This is a genomic window from Citrobacter sp. Cpo065 (assembly GCF_030332805.1).
GTDB lineage: Bacteria > Pseudomonadota > Gammaproteobacteria > Enterobacterales > Enterobacteriaceae > Citrobacter > Citrobacter portucalensis.
The window spans coordinates 289,851-314,417 of the sequence record NZ_JAOWHC010000035.1; the positions used below are offsets into that span (position 1 = coordinate 289,851).

A 24,567-nucleotide genomic window follows, 5' to 3' on the forward strand; every position below is an offset into this window, starting at 1 on the left:
GCACGGATGTGTTATAATTTGCGACCTTTGAATCCGGGATACAGTAGAGGGATAGCGGTTAGATGAGCGACCTTGCGAGAGAAATTACACCGGTCAACATTGAGGAAGAGCTGAAGAGCTCCTATCTGGATTATGCGATGTCGGTCATTGTTGGCCGTGCGCTGCCGGACGTCCGAGATGGCCTGAAACCGGTTCACCGTCGCGTACTTTACGCCATGAACGTATTGGGCAACGACTGGAATAAAGCCTATAAAAAATCTGCCCGTGTCGTTGGTGACGTAATCGGTAAATACCACCCTCATGGTGATACCGCCGTTTACAACACCATTGTTCGTATGGCGCAGCCATTCTCCTTGCGCTACATGCTGGTAGATGGTCAGGGTAACTTTGGTTCTGTCGATGGCGACTCCGCAGCGGCGATGCGTTATACGGAAATCCGTATGTCGAAAATCGCCCATGAGCTGATGGCTGACCTGGAAAAAGAAACGGTTGATTTCGTCGACAACTATGACGGCACCGAACAAATTCCTGACGTCATGCCGACCAAAATTCCTAACCTGCTGGTGAACGGTTCGTCCGGTATCGCGGTAGGTATGGCGACCAACATTCCGCCGCACAACCTGACCGAAGTGATCAACGGCTGTCTGGCATATATTGACGATGAAGACATCAGCATTGAAGGGCTGATGGAACATATTCCGGGTCCGGACTTCCCGACTGCCGCGATCATCAACGGTCGTCGTGGTATCGAAGAAGCCTACCGTACCGGTCGTGGCAAAGTGTACATTCGCGCACGCGCGGAAGTCGAAGCGGATGCCAAAACGGGTCGCGAAACCATCATCGTTCACGAAATTCCGTATCAGGTAAACAAAGCGCGCCTGATTGAGAAAATCGCCGAGCTGGTAAAAGACAAACGCGTTGAAGGCATCAGCGCGCTGCGTGACGAGTCTGACAAAGACGGTATGCGCATCGTGATTGAAGTGAAACGTGATGCGGTCGGGGAAGTGGTTCTGAACAACCTCTATTCCCAGACCCAACTGCAGGTTTCCTTCGGTATCAACATGGTTGCATTGCACCATGGCCAGCCGAAGATCATGAACCTGAAAGATATTATTGCCGCGTTCGTACGTCACCGCCGTGAAGTCGTTACCCGTCGTACTATCTTTGAACTGCGTAAAGCCCGCGACCGTGCGCACATCCTTGAAGCGCTGGCGATTGCGTTGGCGAACATCGATCCGATCATCGAACTGATCCGCCGCGCGCCGACCCCGGCTGAAGCGAAAGCTGCGCTGGTTGCGCGTTCGTGGGAACTGGGCAACGTTTCCGCCATGCTGGAACGTGCCGGTGATGACGCCGCGCGTCCTGAATGGCTGGAGCCGGAATTTGGCGTGCGTGACGGTCAGTACTATCTGACTGAACAGCAGGCCCAGGCTATTCTGGATCTGCGTTTGCAGAAACTGACCGGCCTTGAGCACGAAAAACTGCTCGACGAATACAAAGAGCTGCTGGAACAGATCGCTGAACTGCTGCACATTCTGGGCAGCGCCGATCGTCTGATGGAAGTTATCCGTGAAGAGATGGAGCTGATTCGTGAACAGTTCGGTGACGCTCGTCGTACTGAAATCACCGCGAACAGCGCTGACATCAACATCGAAGATCTGATTAGCCAGGAAGATGTTGTCGTAACCTTGTCTCATCAGGGTTACGTGAAATATCAGCCGTTAACTGATTACGAAGCGCAGCGTCGTGGCGGTAAAGGTAAATCAGCAGCACGCATTAAAGAAGAAGACTTTATTGACCGCCTGCTGGTGGCCAACACCCATGACACGATCCTCTGCTTCTCCAGCCGTGGTCGTTTGTACTGGATGAAGGTCTATCAGTTGCCGGAAGCAAGCCGTGGCGCACGTGGACGTCCAATCGTCAACCTGCTGCCGCTGGAAGCTAACGAACGTATTACCGCAATTCTGCCAGTACGTGAGTACGAAGAGGGCGTGAACGTCTTCATGGCAACCGCCAGCGGTACCGTGAAGAAAACGGCGCTGACTGAGTTCAGCCGTCCGCGTTCTGCCGGTATTATTGCGGTTAACCTGAACGAAGGCGACGAACTGATTGGTGTAGATCTGACATCCGGCAGTGACGAAGTCATGTTGTTCTCTGCGGCAGGTAAAGTGGTACGCTTTAAAGAAGATGCTGTCCGTGCAATGGGTCGTACCGCGACCGGTGTACGCGGTATCAAGCTGGCGGAAAAAGATAGCGTGGTATCGCTGATCGTTCCGCGCGGTGAAGGTGCGATCCTGACCGTTACTCAGAACGGTTACGGTAAACGTACGGCGGCGGAAGAGTATCCGACCAAGTCTCGTGCGACCCAGGGCGTTATCTCCATCAAGGTTACCGAGCGCAACGGTTCCGTTGTTGGCGCAGTGCAGGTTGAAGATACCGACCAGATCATGATGATCACCGACGCTGGTACGCTGGTACGTACTCGCGTGTCGGAAATCAGCGTGGTAGGGCGTAATACCCAGGGCGTTATCCTTATCCGTACTGCGGAAGACGAAAACGTCGTGGGTCTGCAACGCGTTGCTGAACCGGTTGATGATGAAGAGCTCGATTCCATCGACGGAAGTGCAGCTGAAGGTGACGAGGATATCGCACCTGAAGCGGAAAGCGATGATGATGCAGCAGCGGATGACGCTGACGAGTAATTAAGACGCTATAAAAAGGGCCGGAGAAATCCGGCCCTTTTTTTAATGGCATTGCGACGCCGGACATTTACCGCTACCTTAACCACACTCTATTAATGCCCTGAGGCGGAGCTTCGCCCCTTTGAAATACCTTGCTTCCGTTCATTCAACCCTAAAAGTTTCACGCTACCTGTTCAGAGCGTTGGCGCTCGTTATCTGGTGTCTGATTGCGTTCGCCTCCGTGTTCTACATTGTGAATGCGCTGCATCAGCGAGAGTCTGAGATCCATCAGGAACTTAATCTCAGCTCCGATCAGGCCCAGCGCTACATTCAGCGCACATCTGATGTCATTAAAGAGCTGAAATATATTGCCGAGAATCGCTTAACGGCAGAAAACGGCGTGATGTCGCTGCGGGCGCGAGATGATAAAACCGTCGTGCCTAATTTTGAGCCGCTGTTTGCCGACTCCGACTGTTCTGTCATGGGCAACGCCTGGCGAGGTTCTCTGGAATCACTGGCATGGTTTATGCGCTACTGGCGCGACAACTTTTCCGCCGCCTATGATTTAAATCGAGTGTTCCTGATCGGCAGCGACAACCTCTGTATGGCCAATTTCGGCTTGCGTGATATGCCCGTCGAACGTGACGAGGCCCTGAAGGCGCTGCATGAGCGCATTATTAAGTATCGCAATGCTACGCAAGACGAAAACGGTAACAACCTGTTCTGGATCAGCCAGGGGCCGCGTCCGGGAGTAGGGTATTTCTATGCGCTGACGCCGGTTTACCTCGCCAATCGCCTCCAGGCGCTGTTGGGCGTAGAGCAGCCTATTCGCATGGAGAATTTCTTCACTCCGGGCAGTTTACCGATGGGCGTGACCATCCTCGACGAAAATGGCCATGCGCTGATTTCGCTCACTGGACCTGAAGGGAATATTAAGGCTGAGCCCCACTGGATGCAGGAACGCTCCTGGTTTGGTTACACGCCGGGTTTCCGCGAGCTGGTATTGAAGAAGAATCTGCCTCCGTCCTCCCTGAGCATCGTTTATTCCGTTCCGGTCGATCTGGTGCTGGAGCGGATCCGCATGATGATCCTGAACGCTATCTTGTTGAACGTGCTGGTTGGCGCGGCATTGTTTATGCTCACGCGCATGTATGAACGGCGCATTTTTATTCCAGCGGAAAGCGATGCTCAGCGGCTGGAAGAACATGAGCAGTTTAACCGTAAAATCGTAGCTTCTGCGCCGGTGGGTATTTGTATTCTGCGCACGATGGATGGGATTAACATCCTGAGTAACGAACTGGCGCACACCTATCTGAATATGCTGACGCATGAAGACCGTCAGCGGTTAACGCAAATTATTTGCGGCCAACAGGTCAATTTTGTTGATGTGCTAACCAGCAACAATACCAATCTGCAAATCAGCTTTGTGCACTCGCGCTATCGCAATGAAAATGTGGCAATTTGTGTCCTGGTTGATGTCAGTGCGCGCGTTAAAATGGAAGAGTCGTTGCAGGAGATGGCGCAGGCGGCGGAACAGGCCAGCCAGTCCAAATCGATGTTCCTTGCTACGGTGAGCCATGAGCTACGTACACCGTTGTATGGCATTATCGGAAACCTTGATTTGTTGCAAACCAAAGAGTTACCGAGTGGGGTGGATCGTCTGGTAACGGCGATGAATAACTCTTCCAGCCTGCTGCTGAAAATTATCAGCGATATTCTCGACTTCTCAAAAATTGAATCTGAACAGCTGAAGATTGAGCCGCGAGAGTTTTCACCGCGTGAAGTCATGAACCATATTACGGCTAACTATTTGCCGCTGGTGGTCCGCAAGCAGTTGGGGTTGTACTGCTTTATCGACCCGGATGTGCCCGTGGCGCTGAATGGCGATCCGATGCGTTTACAACAGGTGATTTCTAATCTGCTGAGTAACGCAATCAAGTTTACCGATACCGGTTGTATTGTGCTGCACGTGCAGTGCAGCGGCGACTACCTGAGCATTCGAGTGCGTGATACCGGTGTAGGGATCCCTGCCAAAGAGGTGGTTCGGTTGTTCGATCCTTTCTTCCAGGTGGGGACTGGCGTACAGCGTAATTTCCAGGGAACGGGACTCGGTTTGGCGATTTGTGAAAAATTGATCAGCATGATGGATGGAGATATTTCCGTCGATTCCGAGCCGGGAATGGGGAGTCAGTTTACGCTGCGTATTCCGCTTTATGGCGCACAGTATCCGCTGAAAAAAGGGGTAGAAGGATTGGCAGGCACGCGTTGCTGGCTGGCAGTACGCAATGCGTCACTGTACCAATTTCTCGAATCCAGCCTGACGCGTAACGGGATGACGGTGCTGCGATATGAGGGACAACAACCCGATGCGGATGACCTGCTGGTGGCTGACGATGTGCTGGAACAGGCCTGGCAGGGACGGGCAGCGGTAATTTTCTGCCGCCGCCATATTGGCATTCCGCTGGAACGAGAGCCTGGAGAATGGGTACACAGCGTTGCGTCACCGCACGAACTGCCTGCGCTGTTGGCGCATATCTATAGCGTAGAGCTGGGGAGTGAAGATCTCTCCACGGCGCTGCCAGCCCCGGATAAAGCCGGTGCGACGAATGATGACATGATGATCCTGGTTGTTGACGATCACCCTATCAACCGGCGCTTACTGGCCGATCAGCTGGGATCGTTGGGATATCAGTGTAAAACGGCGAATGACGGTGTGGATGCGCTCAATGTACTCAGCAAAAACCATATCGATATCGTGCTGAGTGACGTCAACATGCCAAATATGGATGGTTATCGCCTGACGCAGCGTATCCGCCAGCTAGGGTTAACGCTGCCTGTTGTGGGGGTAACGGCAAACGCGCTTGCCGAAGAGAAGCAGCGTTGTCTGGAATCAGGTATGGATAGCTGTCTGTCCAAGCCGGTGACCTTAGACGTATTGAAGCAAACGCTGGCGGTCTATGCGGAAAGAGTGAGAAAAACGCGGGGATAGGGGATAAAAGAGCCGGATGGCGGCGTTAGTCTTATCCGGCCTACGAAACGTGCACGATGCTGTGTGTTCGTAGGCCTGATAAAAGCAGCGCCATCAGGCATTTTGACGTGATAAAGAATTACTCTTTGTCTGACGGACTCAGCGTCACGGAGGAGAGGTAATTCAGCAGTGCGATATCGTTTTCCACACCAAGCTTCATCATTGCCGATTTTTTCTGGCTGCTGATGGTTTTAATGCTGCGGTTGAGCTTTTTGGCGATCTCAGTAACCAGGAAACCTTCGGCAAACAAGCGCAGAACTTCACTCTCTTTCGGTGACAGACGTTTGTCGCCATAGCCGCTGGCGCTGATTTTCTCCAGCAGACGAGACACGCTTTCTGGGGTAAATTTCTTACCTTTCTGCAGCGCGGCCAGCGCTTTTGGCAGGTCGGTAGGCGCACCTTGCTTCAGTACGATCCCTTCAATATCGAGATCCAGTACCGCGCTCAGGATAGCCGGATTGTTGTTCATGGTCAGAACGATAATCGACAGGCTCGGGAAATGGCGCTTGATGTATTTAATTAACGTGATCCCATCACCGTATTTATCTCCCGGCATGGAGAGGTCGGTAATCAACACATGAGCATCTAACTTAGGCAAATTGTTGATCAGTGCTGTGGAGTCTTCAAATTCGCCGACAACATTTACCCACTCGATCTGTTCAAGTGATTTACGAATACCGAACAGTACAATCGGGTGGTCATCGGCAATAATTACGTTCATAGTGTTCATGTATTGGGCTACCTTGCTACAGCAAGCTCTTGACGTATGCGTCAATGTCGCTGATGTATTTTTCTATACCTGGAGCATCTTTCTCTTGAATAAGATGTTCCAGCGCTTCACATAACTGCTTGCCGGGTACCAGATTAAGCATGGCAAACACGCCTTTCAGGCGATGGGCCGTTTGGGCTAATGCAGCGAAATCGCTGATAGCCGCCTCAGTATACAACCTCTTAACATCATCCGGTACTGTGTCTACAAAGAGAGCGTAGTAACCACTGGCATGAAGTTCGACGTTTTCATCTCCGCCGAGGGGGAGTTCCTGGAACTCTTCTTGTGCCAGCTGCTCTTCAATTAGCTCAAGGACAGCTTCCTGCATAGCATTGCTCATATTAAAGTTGACGCGCAGTTGGCCGGGGCCAATTTTCCGTACGCCAGACTCATCATCGCTTAAAAGCAAGCCCGAGGCAGTAAGATTAGACGGATTATCTGTTAAAAAGAGATCATATTCTTGACTATTCAACCGTTCGTCGGGCGTGATGCAGGTTGCTCCCCAGTTTTCCAGTTGACGTAATACAATGCTCCGTACGTCATTAGAGGTGACATCAACCATTACGCAGACGTCATCCAACAGGCGCTCTTCACTGTCAGCATGTTGATCGTGCAGCGGCATTTTAACATGGACGATGTAACGTGTTCCAAGTTCTTCCCGCGCTTTGATATTCAGGTGTCCGCCAAGCTTACGGGCTAACTGATCGCACAACCAGAACGTCAGCGGGTTGGCCTTGCCGTATCGATCGCCCTGCGTGTCATTAATGAATGGGAAATGGAGATTATCAACTTCATTTAATGTGACGCCTTCCCCGGTATCCAGAATGCGGAAGGTCAGGCGTTCGGCCTCCGACTCATCCTGGTCGACTTCCAGCGTGATTTTACCAATCTGAGTGGTAGTTACCGCATATTGGATCAACAGCAGCAAAATACGGCGCAAGGCATCGCGATCGCCACGGCGTTCGTCATGGGCGCTTAGGTGATTTTTAATCAGTAACTGCAGCCCTTTACGCTTAATAGCCGGTAGAACCTCCGGAACCACGTCGTCAATTAATGCCTGCACGGAAAACAGTGTGGATTCACCTTTCCAGGCATCGTTCTCCAGCAGGTTGGCTAGCTGGATTTCGTCCACCATTCGCACCAGAACGTCGGCCTGATTGGCCAGTTTCTGGCTGTCTGGTGTATTGAGCGCGGCGGCATTAGCAGCCAGCGTTTTCGCGGGGTCTTTCAGCGCGCTGCCAATATTCTGCATAAAGGCCGCGCGGGCCTGCTGGTTTTTCTCATACAGCCGCTGTGCTTGTTTCAGCTTCTTATTGACCAGCACCTCGCGGTCCTGGTCACGAATGATAAAGATCTGCGTTCTCGGGGAGATCTGGCTGCGAAACAGTCTGATCTCATACAGTTCATTATTGATGGTGGCCTGAATCACTCCCTGATGCTGCTCTGCCATATTGGTAATGTTTTGCAGATTTAAATGTGGCAGCAGGTGGTCGGCAATTTTATTGCTGATAACCGTGCGGTTTGCTTCCTGATCGTGTACCAGTAATCCCAGCGGCAGAAGGGAAACAATCTCTTCATTGATTGCGCGCAGAACGCGCAGCTCATTATTTGCCGCAAGGTTTGGCGCCACCTGGGTGGAACGGGCAGGGAGGTGGCGAAAGGTGGTATAGCCAAACAGCGCCAGAGCCAGTAACGCAATGTTCAGCAAAAGCGGTAGCAGAATGCTTTGCAATGTGTCGAGTAGCAATGAGCCAAACGGAACCTGCCACACCAGCCGCATATCCGTTGAGTTTAGCGCCGAAGAGATCTCAATTTTACTGTTGTTGAAATTAATGCTGACGCTGTCAGGCGACTCTTTTTCATTCAGGTGCTCGGTCGTTGAGGTGGCATCAGGTTCCAGATGGAAACTGTCCAGCGGCATACCGGGCGGGATCAAGTCATTAATCGGCAGGTCAAAGGCGACAACCGTTGCCAGATGTCCTGGCTGATTAAAGGTCGTGCGTAGCGTGAAGTAATGCCCGTTCTGCCAGGCCAGACGGCGCAGTGAAGAGAAGCTTTCACGTTCATCTAGCGCATTAGCCTGTTGCAGCATCTCAGCTCGCCGGGAATCGACAATATTCCCAATCGTCGATTCTTTAAAACCGGAGGTCAGATCTTTCAGTGGTAACGTTGAGATTAGGATCAGGCTGTTATCCTGACCATTCAGGTAATACATTGACCATGGGACATTCTCTGCGCCCCACAACGTGTCCAGATACGTTGAAATGCGCTGGGTCATTTCCAGTGTAGAACTGTCATGCGAGCCAAAAATCAGCGCCTCGGTCTTTCTGCGGGGTTTCTCAAGATAATAGATATCTTGTTTCAGACGCGTTTCCTGTAGCCCATCTGCGCCTGGTGAACTGGTTGTAGCGGCAATATTGTCATAGATTTGCCAGGTCACGTATCGCCAGGTATCGACCCTTTTATGAATGGCATGGGTAATATCAACAATCTGATAGCTCTTATCTTTTAACCAGGTGTTGACGGCGCTCTGGACCATAACACCCATCATCACCAACAGCACAACGATCAGTAATAAGAAGAAACGGGTAATACTTCCTGGCAACAGGGAGAATCGGGTGGAAACCGTTGTGTCAGACTGACTCATTCGTGTTTATGACCTGTTAAACGACGCGAAAGATGAAAGGGCAGTATAAAGGGTAATGTATGAATTACCACACTTACACCACGCCGCCTGGCCTCCATTCTTTGCGCCTGATTTTGTTGCAGCCATTACGATGCAAAGGTGTACAGAAGATAAAGGCGGGTACAAATATTCGTACGGAATGTATACATTTAGCATTAAATAACAAGAAATTATTTATCAAACTTATATCTGATCGTGACACCCGAGATAGTTAATAGTCGTTATAGTTTTGCATCGGTAGCACGGAAAGGTAAGTTTTGTGTAAAGAAGGGTAAAAAAAAACCGAACGCAGAGCATTCGGCTGAAATAGGGGTAAACAGACATTCATAAATGAATGACGGTAATAAATAAAGTTAATGATGATAGCGGGTCTATTTTAGTTGCGAGTGAAGATTTTGTTTTGTCATTCAGTGCTATAAGGTGCTTTTGTGTAATGAGTTGATTTTAAAGGAAATTAAAATGATTCTTGATTATTTGTGCTTATTTTGCCTGTTTTTTGATTTTAAAAAAGTTCCCTCATATTAATATTTTGAAACATCTATGCCGACAAATGAAACACCTTAAAAGTTTTAGTATCATATTCGTGTTGGATTATTCTGTGTTTTTGCGGAGAATGAAGTTGCCGACTGGTTAATGACCTTAATCAGTATGCAGTGGCATAAAAAAGCAATAAAGGCATATAACAGAGGGTTAATAACATGAAAGTTAAAGTACTGTCCCTCCTGGTACCAGCACTGCTGGTAGCAGGCGCAGCGAATGCGGCTGAAATTTATAACAAAGACGGCAACAAATTAGATCTGTACGGTAAAGTCGACGGTCTGCACTATTTCTCTGATGACTCTTCTAAAGATGGTGATCAGACCTATATGCGTATCGGCTTCAAAGGCGAAACTCAGGTTAACGACCAACTGACCGGTTACGGCCAGTGGGAATACCAGATTCAGGGTAACGCGCCTGAGTCTGAGAACAACTCCTGGACTCGTGTGGCGTTTGCGGGTCTGAAATTCGCTGACGTAGGCTCTTTCGACTACGGTCGTAACTACGGCGTAGTTTACGACGTAACGTCCTGGACCGACGTTCTGCCAGAATTCGGCGGCGACACCTACGGTTCTGACAACTTCATGCAGCAGCGTGGTAACGGCTTCGCGACCTACCGTAACACCGACTTCTTCGGTCTGGTTGATGGCCTGAACTTTGCCCTGCAGTACCAGGGTAAAAACGGTAGCCCGGAAGGCGAAGGTATGACTGGTGTGACCGGCAACGGTCGTGATGCACTGCGTCAGAATGGCGACGGCGTTGGTGGATCAATCACTTATGATATCGGTGAAGGCTTCGCGCTGGGTACTGCTGTCACCAGCTCCAAACGTACTGACGAGCAGAACCGTTTGAACTTCGGTACTGGCGACCGTGCTGAAACCTACACTGGTGGTCTGAAATACGACGCGAACAACGTGTACCTGGCAGCACAGTACACCCAGACCTACAACGCAACGCGTGCGGGCTCTCTGGGCTGGGCTAACAAAGCACAGAACTTCGAAGCTGTTGCGCAGTACCAGTTCGACTTCGGTCTGCGTCCGTCCGTGGCTTACCTGCAGTCCAAAGGTAAAGACCTGGGCCGCGGCTATGGCGACGAAGATATCCTGAAATATGTTGATGTTGGCGCGACCTACTACTTCAACAAAAACATGTCCACCTATGTTGATTACAAAATCAACCTGCTGGATGACAACCAGTTCACTCGTGATGCTGGCATCAGCACCGATGACATCGTAGCACTGGGCCTGGTTTACCAGTTCTAATCTACATTATGTCTATCAAAGGCCCTGCGGGGCCTTTTTTAATGCCGTTTTTTCGCCGTACAAACAACGATTTTTGGTGTACTCTTGCGCCCGTTCGCATGAGGATAATTACGTATGGAAATGAATTTTTATCGCGCAGCACTGCTGGCTGTGACGATCTTTTTTGTCGGGTGCGATGAGGCCCCGAAACCTGCTCAGACCACAATTCCTGCCACGGTTCTGGAAGGTAAAACGATGGGCACTTTCTGGCGGGTCAGTGTGGTAGGCGTAGATGCCAAACGCGCCAGGGAACTGCAGGCCAAGATCCAGACTCAGCTTGATGCCGATGATCAACTGCTCTCCACCTATAAAAACGATTCTGCGTTAATGCGCTTTAACCTGTCGAAAAGCCTGTCGCCGTGGCCGGTTAACGACGCCATGGCGGATATCGTGACTTCGGCGCTACGCATTGGTGCAAAAACCGATGGGGCCATGGATATCACCGTGGGGCCGTTAGTCAACCTGTGGGGCTTTGGCCCGGATCAGCAGTCGTTGCATATTCCCACCCAAGCGCAAATTGACGCTGCAAAAGCGCAAACCGGGCTTTCTCATCTGAAAGTTGTGAATGAAGCGCATCAGAACTACCTGCAAAAAGACTTGCCGGATCTGTATGTTGATCTCTCGACCGTTGGTGAAGGGTACGCCGCCGATCATCTGGCTCGATTGATGGAGCAAGAGGGGATCTCCCGTTATCTGGTTTCCGTTGGTGGTGCGCTGAACAGCAGGGGAATGAATGCTGAAGGGCATCCGTGGCGAGTGGCAATCCAGAAACCCACCGATCGTGAAAACGCGGTGCAGGCGATTGTCGACATTAACGGGCACGGCATTAGCACCTCCGGCAGCTACCGGAACTATTATGAGCTGGACGGTAAGCGCCTTTCCCATGTTATCGACCCGCAAACCGGTCGCCCGATCGAACATAATCTGGTGTCTGTAACGGTGATTGCGCCAACGGCGCTGGAAGCCGATGGCTGGGATACCGGATTGATGGTGCTCGGCCCGGAAAAGGCCAAAGAAGTCGTGCGTCGTGAAGGGCTGGCGGTCTATATGATTGTGAAAGAGGGTGAGGGGTTTAAAACCTGGATGTCGCCGCAGTTTAATAGCTTTCTGGTCAGCGAAAAAAATTAAAAAGCAAGATTGCGGGTTTTTATGCCCGACGATGGGGACACACTGAGGCTAAGCGCTATGCTTAACAAAGGAGTCCAAAATGAAAAATCGTTTACGCATCACTGACGATGACCGTTGGCAGTCCGTTGTGGATCGCGACGTTGATGCCGACGGTCAGTTTGTTTTTGCCGTCCAGACCACCGGTGTTTTCTGCCGTCCGTCCTGTCGGGCAAAACATGCGCTGCGCAAAAATGTCCGTTTTTTCGCCGATGCCCAGCAGGCACAGGATGCCGGGTTTCGCCCCTGTAAGCGCTGCCAGCCGGATAAAGACAGCGCGCAACAGCATCGGCTGGATAAAATTGCCCGCGCCTGTCAGTTGTTGGAGCAAGAGTCACCTCTTACGTTGGACGAGCTGGCACAGCAGGTGGCAATGAGCCCGTATCACTTGCATCGTCTGTTCAAAGCCACGACGGGCATGACCCCGAAAGTGTGGCAACAATCATGGCGTGCTCGCCGTCTGCGCGATGCCCTGGCGAAAGGTGTTTCGGTTACACAGGCGATTCTCAACGCCGGATTCCCCGACAGCAGCAGCTACTACCGCAAAGCCGATCAAGCATTAGGCATGACGGCAAAGCAATTTCGTAAAGGTGGCGACAACGTTTCTGTACGCTATACCCTCGCAGATTGCGCTCTGGGCCGTTGTCTGGTGGCGGAAAGCGAGCGGGGTATCTGCGCGATCTTGCTTGGCGATGATGACGCTACGTTGGTTGCGGATCTTCATGCGCTGTTTCCCGCCGCGCAGGATGTTCCTGCAGATGCCAATTTTCAGCAGCGCGTGCGTGAAGTGATCGTTGCGATCAACTCGCGTGACGCATCGCTATCGCTACCCCTGGATATTCGGGGCACCGCATTTCAGCAGCAGGTGTGGCAGGCGCTGCGCGCAATTCCGTGCGGCGAAACAGTGAGCTACCAACAGCTGGCCAGCGCCATCGGCAAACCGAAGGCGGTGCGCGCGGTGGCCAGTGCCTGTGGGGCCAACAAACTAGCGATTGTTATCCCGTGTCACCGGGTGATCCGTGGCGATGGCGCACTTTCGGGCTACCGATGGGGTATTGCGCGCAAGGCGCAGTTACTGCAACGGGAAACTACTGGCGAGGAAACATAATGCTCGATCTCTTTGCGGATGCTAAACCCTGGCAGGAACCGCTGGCGTCAGGTGCGGTTATTCTGCGACGTTTCGCTTTTGACTCCGCGCCCACTTTACTTCAGGCAATAGCGGCTGTCGCCAGACAGTCGCCGTTTCGCCAGATGGTGACGCCCGGCGGCTATACGATGTCGGTGGCGATGACCAACTGCGGCCATCTGGGCTGGACGACGGATCAGCATGGCTATCTTTATTCTCCGTTTGATCCACTCACCGGCACGTGCTGGCCGCCGCTACCGGATGCGTTCGCTGATCTGTGCCAACAGGCGGCGACGGCGGCGGGCTATGCTGATTTTCAACCCGATGCCTGCCTGATTAACCGCTACACGCCAGGGGCAAAACTGTCCTTACATCAGGATAAAGACGAGCCCGACCTGCTGGCGCCGATTGTCTCTGTATCGCTGGGGCTGCCAGCCATCTTTCAATTTGGCGGATTGCGCCGTAATGACCCTTTAAAGCGTTTGCTGCTGGAACATGGCGATGTCGTGGTATGGGGCGGTAATTCGCGGCTGTTTTATCATGGGATCCAGCCGCTTAAGACGGGCTATCATCCGTTGACCGGAGACTGTCGTTACAATCTGACTTTTCGCCATGCAGGTAAAAAAGAATAAAAATAAGAATTATTATTGCTGTCGACGAAGAGATGTTTAAACTGCGGGCTGTTATTACTTGTCCGGGTTGTTTGCATGGAACTTTTACTTCTTGTCTGGCGGCAGTATCGCTGGCCATTTATCAGCGTGATGGCGCTCAGCCTCGCCAGCGCCGCGTTGGGGATTGGGCTGATTGCGTTTATCAACCAGCGCTTGATCGAAACGGTCGACACCACGCTGATGGTGCTACCGGAGTTTCTTGGCCTGCTGCTGTTGTTGATGGTTGTCACCCTCGGTTCTCAGCTGGCGTTGACCACGCTGGGTCACCACTTTGTCTACCGCCTGCGTAGCGAATTTATCAAACGAATTCTGGATACTCACGTTGAGCGTATTGAACAGCTTGGCAGCGCCTCGTTGCTGGCCGGTTTAACCAGTGATATCCGCAACATCACCATCGCCTTTGTTCGTCTGCCTGAGCTGGTGCAGGGGATTATCCTGACCATAGGATCGGCGGCGTATCTGGCGATGCTGTCGACCAAAATGCTACTGGTAACGGCAATCTGGATGGCAATCACCATCTGGGGCGGATTTGTGCTGGTGGCGCGGGTGTATAAACACATGGCCACCTTGCGCGAAACTGAAGACAAGTTGTACAACGATTATCAGACGGTGCTGGAAGGGCGCAAAGAGCTGACGCTTAACCGCGAGCGCGCCGAGCATATCTTTAATCAGATGTACGTCCCGGATGCCAAAGAGTATCGCCACCATATTATCCGTGCCGATACCTTCCACCTGAGCGCGGTTAACTGGTCGAACATTATGATGCTGGGTGCCATTGGCCTGGTGTTCTGGATGGCTAACAGTCTGGGATGGGCTGATACCGCCGTGGCAGCGACCTATTCTCTGACGCTGTTATTCCTGCGAACACCGTTGCTTTCTGCCGTTGGCGCACTGCCGACGCTGCTTACCGCGCAGGTGGCGTTCAACAAGCTGAATAAATTCGCACTGGCACCTTTTAAGGCCGAATTCCCACGCCCAACCGCGTTTCCCAACTGGCAAACGCTGGAGCTGCGCAACGTGGTTTTCCACTATCAGGATAATGCGTTTTCCGTAGGGCCGGTGAATCTGACGATTCATCGCGGTGAACTGATCTTTCTGATTGGCGGTAACGGTAGCGGGAAATCTACGCTGGCGATGTTACTGACCGGTCTGTACCAGCCGCAGTCAGGCGAAATATTGCTTGATGGTAAGGCCGTTGCCGTTGAAAAACCGGAAGACTACCGCAAGCTCTTCTCCGCCGTGTTTACCGACGTCTGGCTGTTCGACAAACTGCTGGGGCCGGAAGGTAAAGAGGCTAATCCGCAGCTGGTCGCGAAGTGGCTGGAACATCTGAAGATGGGTCATAAGCTGGAGCTGAGCGATGGTCGTATCCTCAATCTGAAGCTGTCGAAAGGGCAGAAGAAACGCGTGGCGCTGCTGCTGGCCCTGGCGGAGGAGCGCGACATCATTCTGCTGGACGAATGGGCCGCCGATCAGGATCCCCATTTCCGCCGGGAGTTCTATCAGGTGCTATTGCCTTTGATGCAGGAAATGGGGAAAACCATTTTCGCCATCAGCCACGACGATCACTATTTTATTCACGCCGATCGTCTACTGGAAATGCGTAACGGACAGTTGAGTGAACTGTTGGGCGATGAACGTGACGCCGCCTCGCGCGACGCGGTGGCTCGCACAGCCTGATCCATCGTGCCGCCGGTTTTTTAGCCACCCGGCGGCACTGTTTATTGTTATTTACATAAATCGGCATCATGATTAATGATATTTCATATCATGGATTTATGATTAATGTCCGTAATAAACAAAAACAGCGCCAGACTGCGTGATGAAGAGCGTGCGCGCCTCATCTGGCTGCTGACCACTGATAAAGCCATTATTTCAACGCTGTTGGGCAAGCTTACCCTGGCTGAGCAATATGACGTCGGTACGTTAGCCGACGATATTGCTGAGGTAGGGGCGCTGGTGGCCCACCTGCCACCGCCTGACCTCGCCGATACCCTCGAAGCTTTGCCCTCTGAAGAGCGCCACGCCCTGTGGCGACTGGTCGAAAATGAAAAGCGCGGTAACGTCTTGCTTGAGGCGTCTGAAAACGTCTGGGACGACCTGATCGATGAGATGAGCGACCGCGAGCTGCTGGATGCGCTGCAATATCTCGATATCGATGAACAGATTTACCTGGTGCAGCATTTGCCTCGTAACCTTACCGGTCGTCTGCTGGCGACGTTACCGGCAGAGGAGAGGACGCGCGTCCGCCAGGTGCTGCACTACGAGAAAAATAGCGTCGGCGCGATCATGGAGTTCGAGGTCATCACCGTGCGTCCGGACGTGACGCTGGAAGTGGTGCAACGCTATCTGCGGCGGCTGGGAAAAATGCCGGAAAACACCGATAAACTTTTCGTGACCGATCGCAATAAAGTGCTGGTTGGCGAACTGACGCTAACCTGCATTTTACTCAATGATGTGCAGCGAAAAGTCAGCGAGGTGATGGAAGATGACCCGCTCACCTTTTCTCCTGAAGATATCGCCGAAAACGCTGCGCGTACCTTCGAACGCGACAACCTTGTCAGTGCCGCGGTGGTTGACCTTTCCGGTAAACTGATGGGCCGCTTAACCATTGATGAGATCGTTGATGTGGTTTATGAAGAAACCGACACCGATCTGCGTCGAATGGGGGGCTTAAGCGCTGAAGAGGACGTGTTTGCGCCTGTTACCAAAGCGGTAAAAACCCGCTGGGCGTGGTTGGCCGTTAACCTCTGTACCGCCTTTATCGCCTCGCGGGTGATCGACGGCTTTGAACATACGATTTCGCAACTGGTGGCGCTGGCCTCGTTGATGCCGATTGTGGCGGGTATCGGCGGCAATACCGGGAATCAAACTATCACTATGATCGTCCGCGCGCTGGCGCTGCAAAATATTCAGCCGGGGAACCTGACGTTTCTCATCCTGCGCGAGATGGGCGTGGCGCTAATCAACGGCCTCGTGTGGGGCGGGATTATGGGTGGCATTACCTGGTGGCTGTACGATGATATGGCGCTCGGTGGTGTGATGACTCTGGCGATGATGCTCAATCTGCTGATGGCGGCGTTGATGGGGGTTATCATTCCGATGACGATGGTGAAGCTCGGGCGCGACCCGGCGGTCGGCTCGAGCGTCATGATAACCGCTATCACTGATACTGGTGGTTTCTTTATTTTTCTCGGTCTGGCAACGCTGTTTCTGATGTAGTCGCCCGTTTGCGTCTGACGATACGCGGTAGAATGAGCATCGTTATCACCCCGGCAACCACGCCAATCGCCAGGTTGCCGGTAGAAACCGTGGCAGCGACGGTCACCAGCATCACCAGCGTTTCAGTGACGGGGAGTTTCGTCAGCGTGGCGGGCTGGATGCTGTGCCAACTGAAGGTTTTTACCGCCACAATTACCATAATACCTGCCAGCACCGACATGGGTATTTCTGCCATCACTTCGCTTAACCCTGTGACTAACAGGAGTAATACCAGTCCGGCGGCAACCGTCGAGACGCGGCTGCGTCCTTTGCCCATCTCGACGTTAACGATGGTTTGACCAATCATCGCGCACCCGGCGATGCCGCCATAAAATCCGGCCAGAATATTGGCTATCCCCAGCCCGGCACTCTCGCGATTTTTATTCGACGGCGTAACCGTCAGGTCATCCACCAGACGGGCGGTTAACAGCGACTCCATCAAACCAACAAAAGCGATACTTAGCGCGCAGGGCCAGATAATCGCCAGCGTTTGCAGGTTGAGCGGAACCAACAACTGGGTGAAACCCGGCAGGCCGCCGCTCATTGAACCTTCATCACCGACGGTCGGTAACAGTTGCCCGCTGGTGACAGTGAACACGGTTAGCAGCACGATGGCGATAAGCGGTGCGGGAATTGGTTTAATAAACCGCGGAACCCACAGCACAATCAGCAGCGTCAGGACAAACAACCCCCAGATGAGCGGGCTTTTGCCCCAGAAATGCGGGACCTGGGCAAAGAAAATCAATATACCCAGCGCGTTAACAAAGCCGGTCATCACGGCCGTAGGGATGAATCGCATCAGACGTGCCATTCCCAATACACCAAACAGGATCTGAATCATCCCGGCCAGCACCACTGCAGGCAGGATGTATTGCACGCCGTGTTGATGCACCATCGGACCAATCACCAGCGCGACCGATCCTGCAGCGGCGGTAACCATTGCGGGACGACCGCCTAAAAAAGACATCGCCAGGCACAGTACGACGGAGGCGATCAAACTGACTTTAGGATCAACGCCTGCGATCACGGAAAACGAGATTACTTCCGGGATCAGCGCCAGGGCGGTTACCACACCGGCCAGCGTTTCGCGAACCAGCAGACGGGGTTGGCGGAGCACGGCACGGGTCGCGTGTTCAGCGACTGCGGCAGAGGAATGTTGAGTTGCAGACATAGTTACACTCAGGTCAGAAATGGCCTGATACAGCAGACCGACAGGCATCCGTGCGGTGAATAGCAAAGCGCAGCATAGTACCCGTCAGATGGACCGGTTTCCAGAAATGATTGTCAATAACCGCATAAATTATCAACGTATTAATAACATTTTTAAAATTTAAATATAATTTATAAACTTTATTTAATTATTTTTACTTAAGTGTTACCGTTGGTGCCGTTCGATTTTCACCTGCATTAAAAGCAAAAAAGCGATACTAAAAGTAAGGCATTAACATTATGAAAAAAGTGACTGCCATGCTCTTCACCATGGCCGTTGGGCTGAATGTTGTCTCGATGGCGGCAAAAGCGAAAGCGGCGGAAGAGCAGGAAACGGATGTACTGTTGATTGGCGGCGGCATCATGAGCGCCACGCTGGGAACCTATTTACAGGAGCTGGAGCCGCAATGGTCAATGACCATGGTTGAGCGACTGGATGGTGTAGCGCAGGAAAGCTCAAACGGCTGGAATAACGCCGGAACCGGCCACTCCGCACTGATGGAGCTGAACTACACGCCTAAAAAGGCCGACGGTAGCATCAGCATTGAAAAGGCAGTCGAAATTAACGAAGCCTTCCAGATTTCCCGCCAGTTTTGGGCCTATCAGGTCAATAATGGCGTAATGCATGAACCACGCTCGTTTATCACCACCGTTCCGCACATGAGTTTTGTCTGGGGTGACGAGAACGTGAACTTCCTGCGTGCCCGTTACACCGCACTGCAGCAGAGCACGCTGTTCCGTGGTATGCGCTATTCCGAAGACCACGCGCAGATCAAAGAGTGGGCGCCGCTGGTCATGGAAGGCCGCGATCCGCAGCAGAAAGTCGCAGCAACGCGTACCGAGATTGGTACTGACGTGAACTACGGCGAAATCACCCGCCAACTGATTACCTCATTGCAGAAAAAGCCCAACTTTGCGCTGCAGTTGAGCACCGAAGTGCGTGGCTTTAAGCGTAATGCCGACAATAGCTGGACTGTCACAGTCGCCGATCTGAAAAATAACGAAGCGGAACACGATATCAAGGCGAAGTTTGTCTTTATCGGTGCCGGTGGCGCTGCGCTGAAGCTGTTGCAGGAAACCGACATTCCGGAAGCGAAAGGCTATGCCGGATTCCCGGTGGGCGGGCAGTTCCTGGTTGCGGAAAACCCGGATGTGGTCAATCGCCACCTGGCGAAAGTGTACGGTCAGGCCTCCGTTGGCGCGCCGCCGATGTCTGTACCGCATATCGATACCCGTATCCTTGATGGCAAGCGCGTTGTGCTGTTTGGGCCATTCGCGACATTCTCCACCAAGTTCCTGAAGAATGGTTCATTGTGGGATCTGCTCAGCTCGACCACCACCTCGAATTTTATGCCGATGGTCAACGTGGGTCTGGATAACTTCGATCTGGTGAAATATCTGGTGAGCCAGGTGATGCTCAGCGACGACGACCGTTTTGCTGCGCTGCAAGAGTACTATCCGCAGGCGAAAAAAGAAGACTGGCGTTTATGGCAGGCGGGCCAGCGTGTGCAGATCATCAAAAGCGATGCGGAGAAGGGCGGCGTGCTGCGTCTGGGCACTGAAGTCGTCAGCGATAAAGAAGGCACGATTGCAGCGCTGCTGGGAGCTTCTCCGGGCGCATCAACCGCGGCACCGATCATGCTGCATCTGATGGAAAAAGTGTTTAAAGATAAAGTAGCCAGCCCCGAGTGGCAGGCGAAGCTGAAAACCATTATTCCGTCTTATGGTACTAAGCTGAACGGTAACGTTGAGGCTACGGAACAAGAGCTGCAGTACACCAGTGAGGTTCTGGGTCTGAAATATGACAAGCCGCAGGTTGCTGATGAAGCGCCGAAACCACAGCTGAAACCTCAGGCACAACCGCAGCCTGAACAGAAAGCCGTCGCGGATATAGCGCTGTAAAATAAAATGCCGGATGGCACTATGCTTATCCGGCATTGTTTATGCGTCTGTAGGCCGGATAAGGCGGTACGCCGCCATCCGGCACATTCTCACTTAGCGCGTGACTGCGTCCTGAATTTTGTCTTCCGCTTTCCAGATACGGTATTTAACGTCCACGTTTTCCGGGGTGTAGACCACAATCGGCAACTTGCTGTTGTAGCGCAGCATTCCGTCATCACCCAGATGCGCAGTAATGAATTTCTTCTCTTTCTTACCGTCCGGGCAGGCCATCATGGTTGAAACCGGAGACGTAACTTTGTCAAAGACATAGTAGTCATATCCCCAACCTTCCAGCGTTTTGCTGTCCAGTTCTCCGCCCAGGCGGTGTTGGTTACAGTCAACTTCCAGCGTTTGTCCGATCAGCAGTTCTACTTTCAGAGTAGATTCATCTTTCTCAGGGGTAAGCTGGATAACCTGGCGCTTCATACCCTTTTCCGCCTTGGGATAAGGGGCGACTTTTTCCAGCGGCTGAGCGGCGGTTTCGTTACTGGCAGCCCATGCAGAGGTGCTGGCAAAGGCGGCGAAAAGTACGGCAGGGACAATTGTCTTCATCTTATTGTTCACAGTGTTTCCTTTCTTCTGTCTTATGAACGAGTCTGTAGCAGGTTAACATATTTGGATAATCTATTAATCTGGATTTACTTATATTTAAAGTGTATTAGGTAGAGTTTCGTTGTCATGGTAGCGATATATACTAGGAATTATCCTAATATTGAGATCTTTATCTTTTTGAGTAAACCGTTATATACGTTGTTATATAACTCATTGAAATGTGAGCAAAAGCGCATTTTTTCCCGCCAACTCAACACTCCTTTGATCCGGCAACAGCATTTACCCCAATTGGGGTATGCACCTCTAACACATCCTGAAATATCTTACGGCTAAAAATAACTACTCATAAATAGTGCAGTTTTTTATGTCGTTCAACCCGCCGAGGGAGGGCGTCATTATGGAAGGACAATGTCATGGTTGATTTATCCCGTCGAGGTATGTTGACAGGCAGTTGGCGAAACGCCAGCGCAGGGATCCGTCCGCCGTGGAGCAAGGAAGACTCTCACTTTCTGGCCCATTGCCTCCGTTGTGACGCCTGCATCCAGGCGTGCGAAACCGACATCCTGCAGCGAGGCCAGGGTGGTTACCCGAGCGTAAATTTCAAACACGGCGAGTGCAGCTTTTGCTATGCCTGCGCAGAAGCCTGTCCCGAATCACTTTTTCTTCCGCGCCACACCAGGGCATGGGATCTGAATTTTACGATTGGGGAAAACTGTCTCGCACATCAGTCCGTTGAATGTCACCGCTGTCAGGATAGCTGTGAGCCCATGGCAATAATCTTTCGTCCCACGCTGTCCGGCATTTATCAGCCGCAGCTCGACAATCAGGACTGTAACGGATGTGGCGCCTGTGTCGCTATCTGCCCGGTATCAGCCATTAACGCGGAGTACAACCATGGACAATAACTGGCAGGTCTGCAGCCTGGTCGTTCAGGCCAAAAGCCAGCATATCAACGATATCGCCACGCAGTTGCGTTCCTTTCCCGGTTGCGAAGTTGCACTCAGCGATGTGGAAAGTGGTCAGTTGATTGTGGTGGTGGAAGCTGAGCAAAGTGAAACGCTAATGAAAACAATTGAGTCAGTACGCAACGTTGCGGGCGTACTGGCGGTGTCGCTGGTTTATCACCAGCAGGATGAGCAAGGTGAGGAAACACCATGAAACTCAGTCGTCGTAGCTTTATGAAAGCTAACGCCGTTGCGGCCGCTGCGGCGGCTGCCGGGTTAAGCGTGCCGGGCGTTGCCCGCGCGGTAGTCGGTCAGCAAGAAGCCATTAAATGGGACAAAGCCCCGTGCCGTTTTTGCGGGACGGGCTGTGGCGTATTGGTCGGAACGCAGCAAGGGCGTGTTGTGGCATGCCAGGGCGATCCGGATGCGCCGGTTAACCGTGGGCTCAACTGCATCAAAGGTTACTTCCTGCCGAAAATCATGTACGGAAAAGACCGTTTAACGCAGCCGATGCTGCGCATGAAAGACGGCAAGTATCACAAAGAAGGCGAGTTCACCCCGATTAGCTGGGACCAGGCCTTTGACGTGATGGAAGAGAAATTCAAAACGTCGATGAAAGAGAAAGGCCCTGAGTCTATCGGTATGTTCGGCTCTGGCCAGTGGACGATTTGGGAAGGTTATGCCGCTGCCAAATTGTTTAAAGCGGGTTTCCGTTCCAATAACATCGACCCGAACGCACGTCACTGCATGGCCTCAGCGGTAGTCGGCTTTATGCGTACCTTCGGTATGGATGAACCGATGGGCTGCTATGACGATATCGAACATGCCGATGCCTTCGTCTTGTGGGGCGCTAATATGGCGGAGATGCACCCGATCCTGTGGTCGCGCATCACCAACCGTCGTCTGTCCGATCCCAACGTGAACGTCGCGGTTCTCTCCACCTTCCAGCACCGCAGCTTTGAGCTGGCGGATAACGGTATGGTCTTCACGCCGCAAACCGATCTGGTGATCCTCAACTACATCGCGAACTACATCATTCAAAACAATGCGATTAACCAGGATTTCTTTAGCAAGCACGTTAACCTGCGTAAAGGCGTGACGGACATCGGCTACGGTCTGCGTCCAACCCATCCGCTGGAAAAAGCGGCGAAAAACCCGGGATCCGATGCTTCTGAACCGATGAGCTTTGAGGATTACAAAGCCTTCGTTGCTGAGTACACGCTGGATAAAACCGCCGAAATGACCGGCGTACCGAAAGATCAGCTGGAACAGCTGGCGCAGCTGTATGCCGATCCGAAGAAAAAAGTCATCTCCTACTGGACGATGGGCTTTAACCAGCACACCCGCGGCGTGTGGGCCAACAACCTGGTCTATAACCTGCACTTGCTGACTGGCAAAATCTCCCAGCCAGGCTGCGGCCCGTTCTCTCTGACCGGCCAGCCTTCAGCCTGCGGCACCGCGCGTGAAGTCGGTACGTTCTCCCACCGTCTGCCTGCGGACATGGTGGTAACGAACGAAAAACACCGCGATATCTGTGAGAAGCACTGGAATATTCCGTCAGGGACCATTCCGGCAAAAGTTGGTCTGCACGCCGTGGCGCAAGACCGCGCGCTGAAAGATGGCAAGCTCAATGTCTACTGGGCGATGTGTACTAACAACATGCAGGCCGGTCCGAACATCAACGAAGAGCGTATGCCGGGCTGGCGCGATCCGCGTAACTTCATCATCGTCTCCGATCCGTACCCGACGATCAGCGCCCTGTCGGCTGACCTGATCCTGCCGACCGCGATGTGGGTAGAGAAAGAAGGCGCCTACGGGAACGCGGAACGCCGTACACAGTTCTGGCGTCAGCAAATTAAAGCGCCGGGCGAATCGAAATCGGATCTGTGGCAGCTGGTGCAGTTCTCTCGTCGCTTCAAAACAGAAGAAGTATGGCCGGAAGAGCTGCTGGCACAAAAACCGGAACTGCGCGGTAAAACGCTGTATGACGTGCTGTTTGCTACGCCAGCAGTAACGAAATTCCCAGTGACTGAACTGGCTGAAGATCAACTGAACGATGAATCCCGCGAGCTGGGCTTCTATCTGCAAAAAGGCTTGTTCGAAGAGTACGCCTGGTTTGGCCGCGGTCACGGGCACGATCTTGCGCCATTTGACGATTACCACAAAGCGCGCGGTTTACGCTGGCCAGTCGTTGAGGGTAAAGAGACCCAGTGGCGCTACAGCGAAGGCAACGACCCTTACGTGAAAGCAGGTGAAAGCTACAAGTTCTACGGTAAACCGGACGGTAAAGCGGTTATCTTCGCGCTGCCATTTGAGCCTGCTGCTGAAGCGCCGGATAAAGAATATGACCTGTGGCTGTCTACCGGACGTGTACTGGAACACTGGCATACCGGCAGTATGACGCGTCGTGTGCCTGAACTACACCGTGCTTTCCCGGAAGCCGTGCTGTTTATCCACCCGCTGGATGCAAAAGCACGCGATCTGCGCCGTGGCGATAAGGTCAAAGTGATTTCCCGTCGTGGCGAAGTGATTTCGATTGTTGAAACACGCGGTCGTAACCGTCCGCCGCAGGGGCTGGTGTACATGCCGTTCTTCGATGCCGCACAGCTGGTGAATAACCTGACGCTGGATGCGACGGATCCGCTCTCCAAAGAGACGGATTTCAAGAAGTGCGCCGTGAAACTGGCGAAGGTGTAA

General features: G+C 52.5%; 16 protein-coding genes. 12 read left to right on the plus strand and 4 right to left on the minus strand.

The window, feature by feature from the left end:
• The first annotated feature begins 62 nt into the window (after positions 1-62).
• Together gyrA and rcsC are read left to right on the plus strand one after the other, a co-directional pair.
• Positions 63-2,702 carry a DNA topoisomerase (ATP-hydrolyzing) subunit A gene (gene gyrA, locus OGY68_RS21935; RefSeq protein WP_258735469.1) on the plus strand — a complete coding sequence of 880 codons (2,640 nt, stop codon included), beginning with the start codon at positions 63-65 and terminating at the stop codon, positions 2,700-2,702.
• A gap of 121 nt (positions 2,703-2,823) precedes the next feature.
• Positions 2,824-5,670 (plus strand): two-component system sensor histidine kinase RcsC, encoded by a 2,847-nt coding sequence (rcsC, locus tag OGY68_RS21940; RefSeq protein WP_008785313.1) that lies wholly within the window; start codon positions 2,824-2,826, stop codon positions 5,668-5,670.
• A 118-nt stretch (positions 5,671-5,788) separates the two neighbouring features.
• Here rcsC and rcsB read toward each other — a convergent pair whose 3' ends face one another.
• Positions 5,789-6,439 carry a response regulator transcription factor RcsB gene (gene rcsB, locus OGY68_RS21945; protein ID WP_003027592.1) on the minus strand — a complete coding sequence of 217 codons (651 nt, stop codon included), beginning with the start codon at positions 6,437-6,439 and terminating at the stop codon, positions 5,789-5,791.
• A gap of 16 nt (positions 6,440-6,455) precedes the next feature.
• The gene (rcsD, locus tag OGY68_RS21950) at positions 6,456-9,125 is read right to left on the minus strand and encodes a phosphotransferase RcsD (protein ID WP_057066397.1); all 2,670 of its coding nucleotides are present in this window, start codon (positions 9,123-9,125) and stop codon (positions 6,456-6,458) included.
• Positions 9,126-9,862: 737 nt separating this feature from the next.
• Here rcsD and OGY68_RS21955 point away from each other — a divergent pair.
• From OGY68_RS21955 to mgtE, 6 genes are all read left to right on the plus strand, one after another.
• Positions 9,863-10,963, plus strand: coding sequence for a porin OmpC (locus OGY68_RS21955; RefSeq protein ID WP_057066398.1), 1,101 nt, complete (start codon positions 9,863-9,865; stop codon positions 10,961-10,963).
• 114 nt (positions 10,964-11,077) lie between these two features.
• The gene (gene apbE / locus OGY68_RS21960) at positions 11,078-12,130 is read left to right on the plus strand and encodes an FAD:protein FMN transferase ApbE (RefSeq protein WP_057066399.1); all 1,053 of its coding nucleotides are present in this window, start codon (positions 11,078-11,080) and stop codon (positions 12,128-12,130) included.
• A 79-nt stretch (positions 12,131-12,209) separates the two neighbouring features.
• Positions 12,210-13,274: a bifunctional DNA-binding transcriptional regulator/O6-methylguanine-DNA methyltransferase Ada gene (gene ada, locus OGY68_RS21965; protein WP_057066400.1), complete on the plus strand. Its 1,065-nt coding sequence runs from the start codon at positions 12,210-12,212 to the stop codon at positions 13,272-13,274.
• Positions 13,274-13,924: a DNA oxidative demethylase AlkB gene (gene alkB / locus OGY68_RS21970; protein ID WP_057066401.1), complete on the plus strand. Its 651-nt coding sequence runs from the start codon at positions 13,274-13,276 to the stop codon at positions 13,922-13,924. The genes ada and alkB overlap by 1 nt, the downstream gene beginning before the upstream one ends.
• Positions 13,925-13,999: 75 nt before the next feature.
• Positions 14,000-15,643, plus strand: a complete 1,644-nt coding sequence (locus OGY68_RS21975; RefSeq protein WP_003834645.1) for a multidrug ABC transporter permease/ATP-binding protein — start codon at positions 14,000-14,002, stop codon at positions 15,641-15,643.
• 105 nt (positions 15,644-15,748) lie between these two features.
• Positions 15,749-17,185, plus strand: coding sequence for a magnesium transporter (mgtE, locus tag OGY68_RS21980; RefSeq protein ID WP_057066402.1), 1,437 nt, complete (start codon positions 15,749-15,751; stop codon positions 17,183-17,185).
• On the opposite strand, the gene OGY68_RS21985 is transcribed toward mgtE, so the two are convergent.
• Positions 17,148-18,395, minus strand: a complete 1,248-nt coding sequence (locus OGY68_RS21985) for a SulP family inorganic anion transporter (protein ID WP_057066403.1) — start codon at positions 18,393-18,395, stop codon at positions 17,148-17,150. The two genes, mgtE and OGY68_RS21985, sit on opposite strands and share 38 nt — an antisense overlap.
• 278 nt (positions 18,396-18,673) lie before the next feature.
• Between OGY68_RS21985 and mqo the strand changes: the two genes are divergently transcribed.
• On the plus strand, positions 18,674-20,335 hold the full coding sequence (gene mqo / locus OGY68_RS21990) for a malate dehydrogenase (quinone) (RefSeq protein ID WP_003834639.1): 1,662 nt from the start codon (positions 18,674-18,676) through the stop codon (positions 20,333-20,335).
• A gap of 93 nt (positions 20,336-20,428) precedes the next feature.
• Here mqo and eco read toward each other — a convergent pair whose 3' ends face one another.
• Positions 20,429-20,926, minus strand: coding sequence for a serine protease inhibitor ecotin (gene eco, locus OGY68_RS21995; RefSeq protein ID WP_032941984.1), 498 nt, complete (start codon positions 20,924-20,926; stop codon positions 20,429-20,431).
• Between the two features lie 413 nt (positions 20,927-21,339).
• Between eco and napF the strand changes: the two genes are divergently transcribed.
• The 3 genes from napF to napA are packed head-to-tail and all read left to right on the plus strand — an operon-like array spanning position 21,340 to position 24,567.
• Positions 21,340-21,831: a ferredoxin-type protein NapF gene (gene napF, locus OGY68_RS22000; protein ID WP_057066516.1), complete on the plus strand. Its 492-nt coding sequence runs from the start codon at positions 21,340-21,342 to the stop codon at positions 21,829-21,831.
• On the plus strand, positions 21,821-22,084 hold the full coding sequence (gene napD / locus OGY68_RS22005) for a chaperone NapD (RefSeq protein ID WP_003027560.1): 264 nt from the start codon (positions 21,821-21,823) through the stop codon (positions 22,082-22,084). The genes napF and napD overlap by 11 nt, the downstream gene beginning before the upstream one ends.
• Complete coding sequence (napA, locus tag OGY68_RS22010) at positions 22,081-24,567, plus strand: nitrate reductase catalytic subunit NapA (RefSeq protein WP_008785300.1); 2,487 nt, start codon at positions 22,081-22,083, stop codon at positions 24,565-24,567. Before napD ends, napA begins: the two co-directional genes overlap by 4 nt.

What these genes read in the sequence shown, in the direction of transcription:
- apbE (WP_057066399.1), top strand. Translation starts at nt 11,078, where the DNA reads ATGGAAATGAATTTTTATCGCGCAGCACTGCTGGCTGTGACGATCTTT.
- eco (WP_032941984.1), bottom strand. Translation starts at nt 20,926, where the DNA reads ATGAAGACAATTGTCCCTGCCGTACTTTTCGCCGCCTTTGCCAGCACC.
- napF (WP_057066516.1), top strand. Translation starts at nt 21,340, where the DNA reads ATGGTTGATTTATCCCGTCGAGGTATGTTGACAGGCAGTTGGCGAAAC.
- rcsD (WP_057066397.1), bottom strand. Translation starts at nt 9,125, where the DNA reads ATGAGTCAGTCTGACACAACGGTTTCCACCCGATTCTCCCTGTTGCCA.
- alkB (WP_057066401.1), top strand. Translation starts at nt 13,274, where the DNA reads ATGCTCGATCTCTTTGCGGATGCTAAACCCTGGCAGGAACCGCTGGCG.
- mgtE (WP_057066402.1), top strand. Translation starts at nt 15,749, where the DNA reads ATGTCCGTAATAAACAAAAACAGCGCCAGACTGCGTGATGAAGAGCGT.
- napA (WP_008785300.1), top strand. Translation starts at nt 22,081, where the DNA reads ATGAAACTCAGTCGTCGTAGCTTTATGAAAGCTAACGCCGTTGCGGCC.
- mqo (WP_003834639.1), top strand. Translation starts at nt 18,674, where the DNA reads ATGAAAAAAGTGACTGCCATGCTCTTCACCATGGCCGTTGGGCTGAAT.
- OGY68_RS21975 (WP_003834645.1), top strand. Translation starts at nt 14,000, where the DNA reads ATGGAACTTTTACTTCTTGTCTGGCGGCAGTATCGCTGGCCATTTATC.
- OGY68_RS21985 (WP_057066403.1), bottom strand. Translation starts at nt 18,395, where the DNA reads ATGTCTGCAACTCAACATTCCTCTGCCGCAGTCGCTGAACACGCGACC.
- napD (WP_003027560.1), top strand. Translation starts at nt 21,821, where the DNA reads ATGGACAATAACTGGCAGGTCTGCAGCCTGGTCGTTCAGGCCAAAAGC.
- gyrA (WP_258735469.1), top strand. Translation starts at nt 63, where the DNA reads ATGAGCGACCTTGCGAGAGAAATTACACCGGTCAACATTGAGGAAGAG.
- rcsB (WP_003027592.1), bottom strand. Translation starts at nt 6,439, where the DNA reads ATGAACACTATGAACGTAATTATTGCCGATGACCACCCGATTGTACTG.
- OGY68_RS21955 (WP_057066398.1), top strand. Translation starts at nt 9,863, where the DNA reads ATGAAAGTTAAAGTACTGTCCCTCCTGGTACCAGCACTGCTGGTAGCA.
- ada (WP_057066400.1), top strand. Translation starts at nt 12,210, where the DNA reads ATGAAAAATCGTTTACGCATCACTGACGATGACCGTTGGCAGTCCGTT.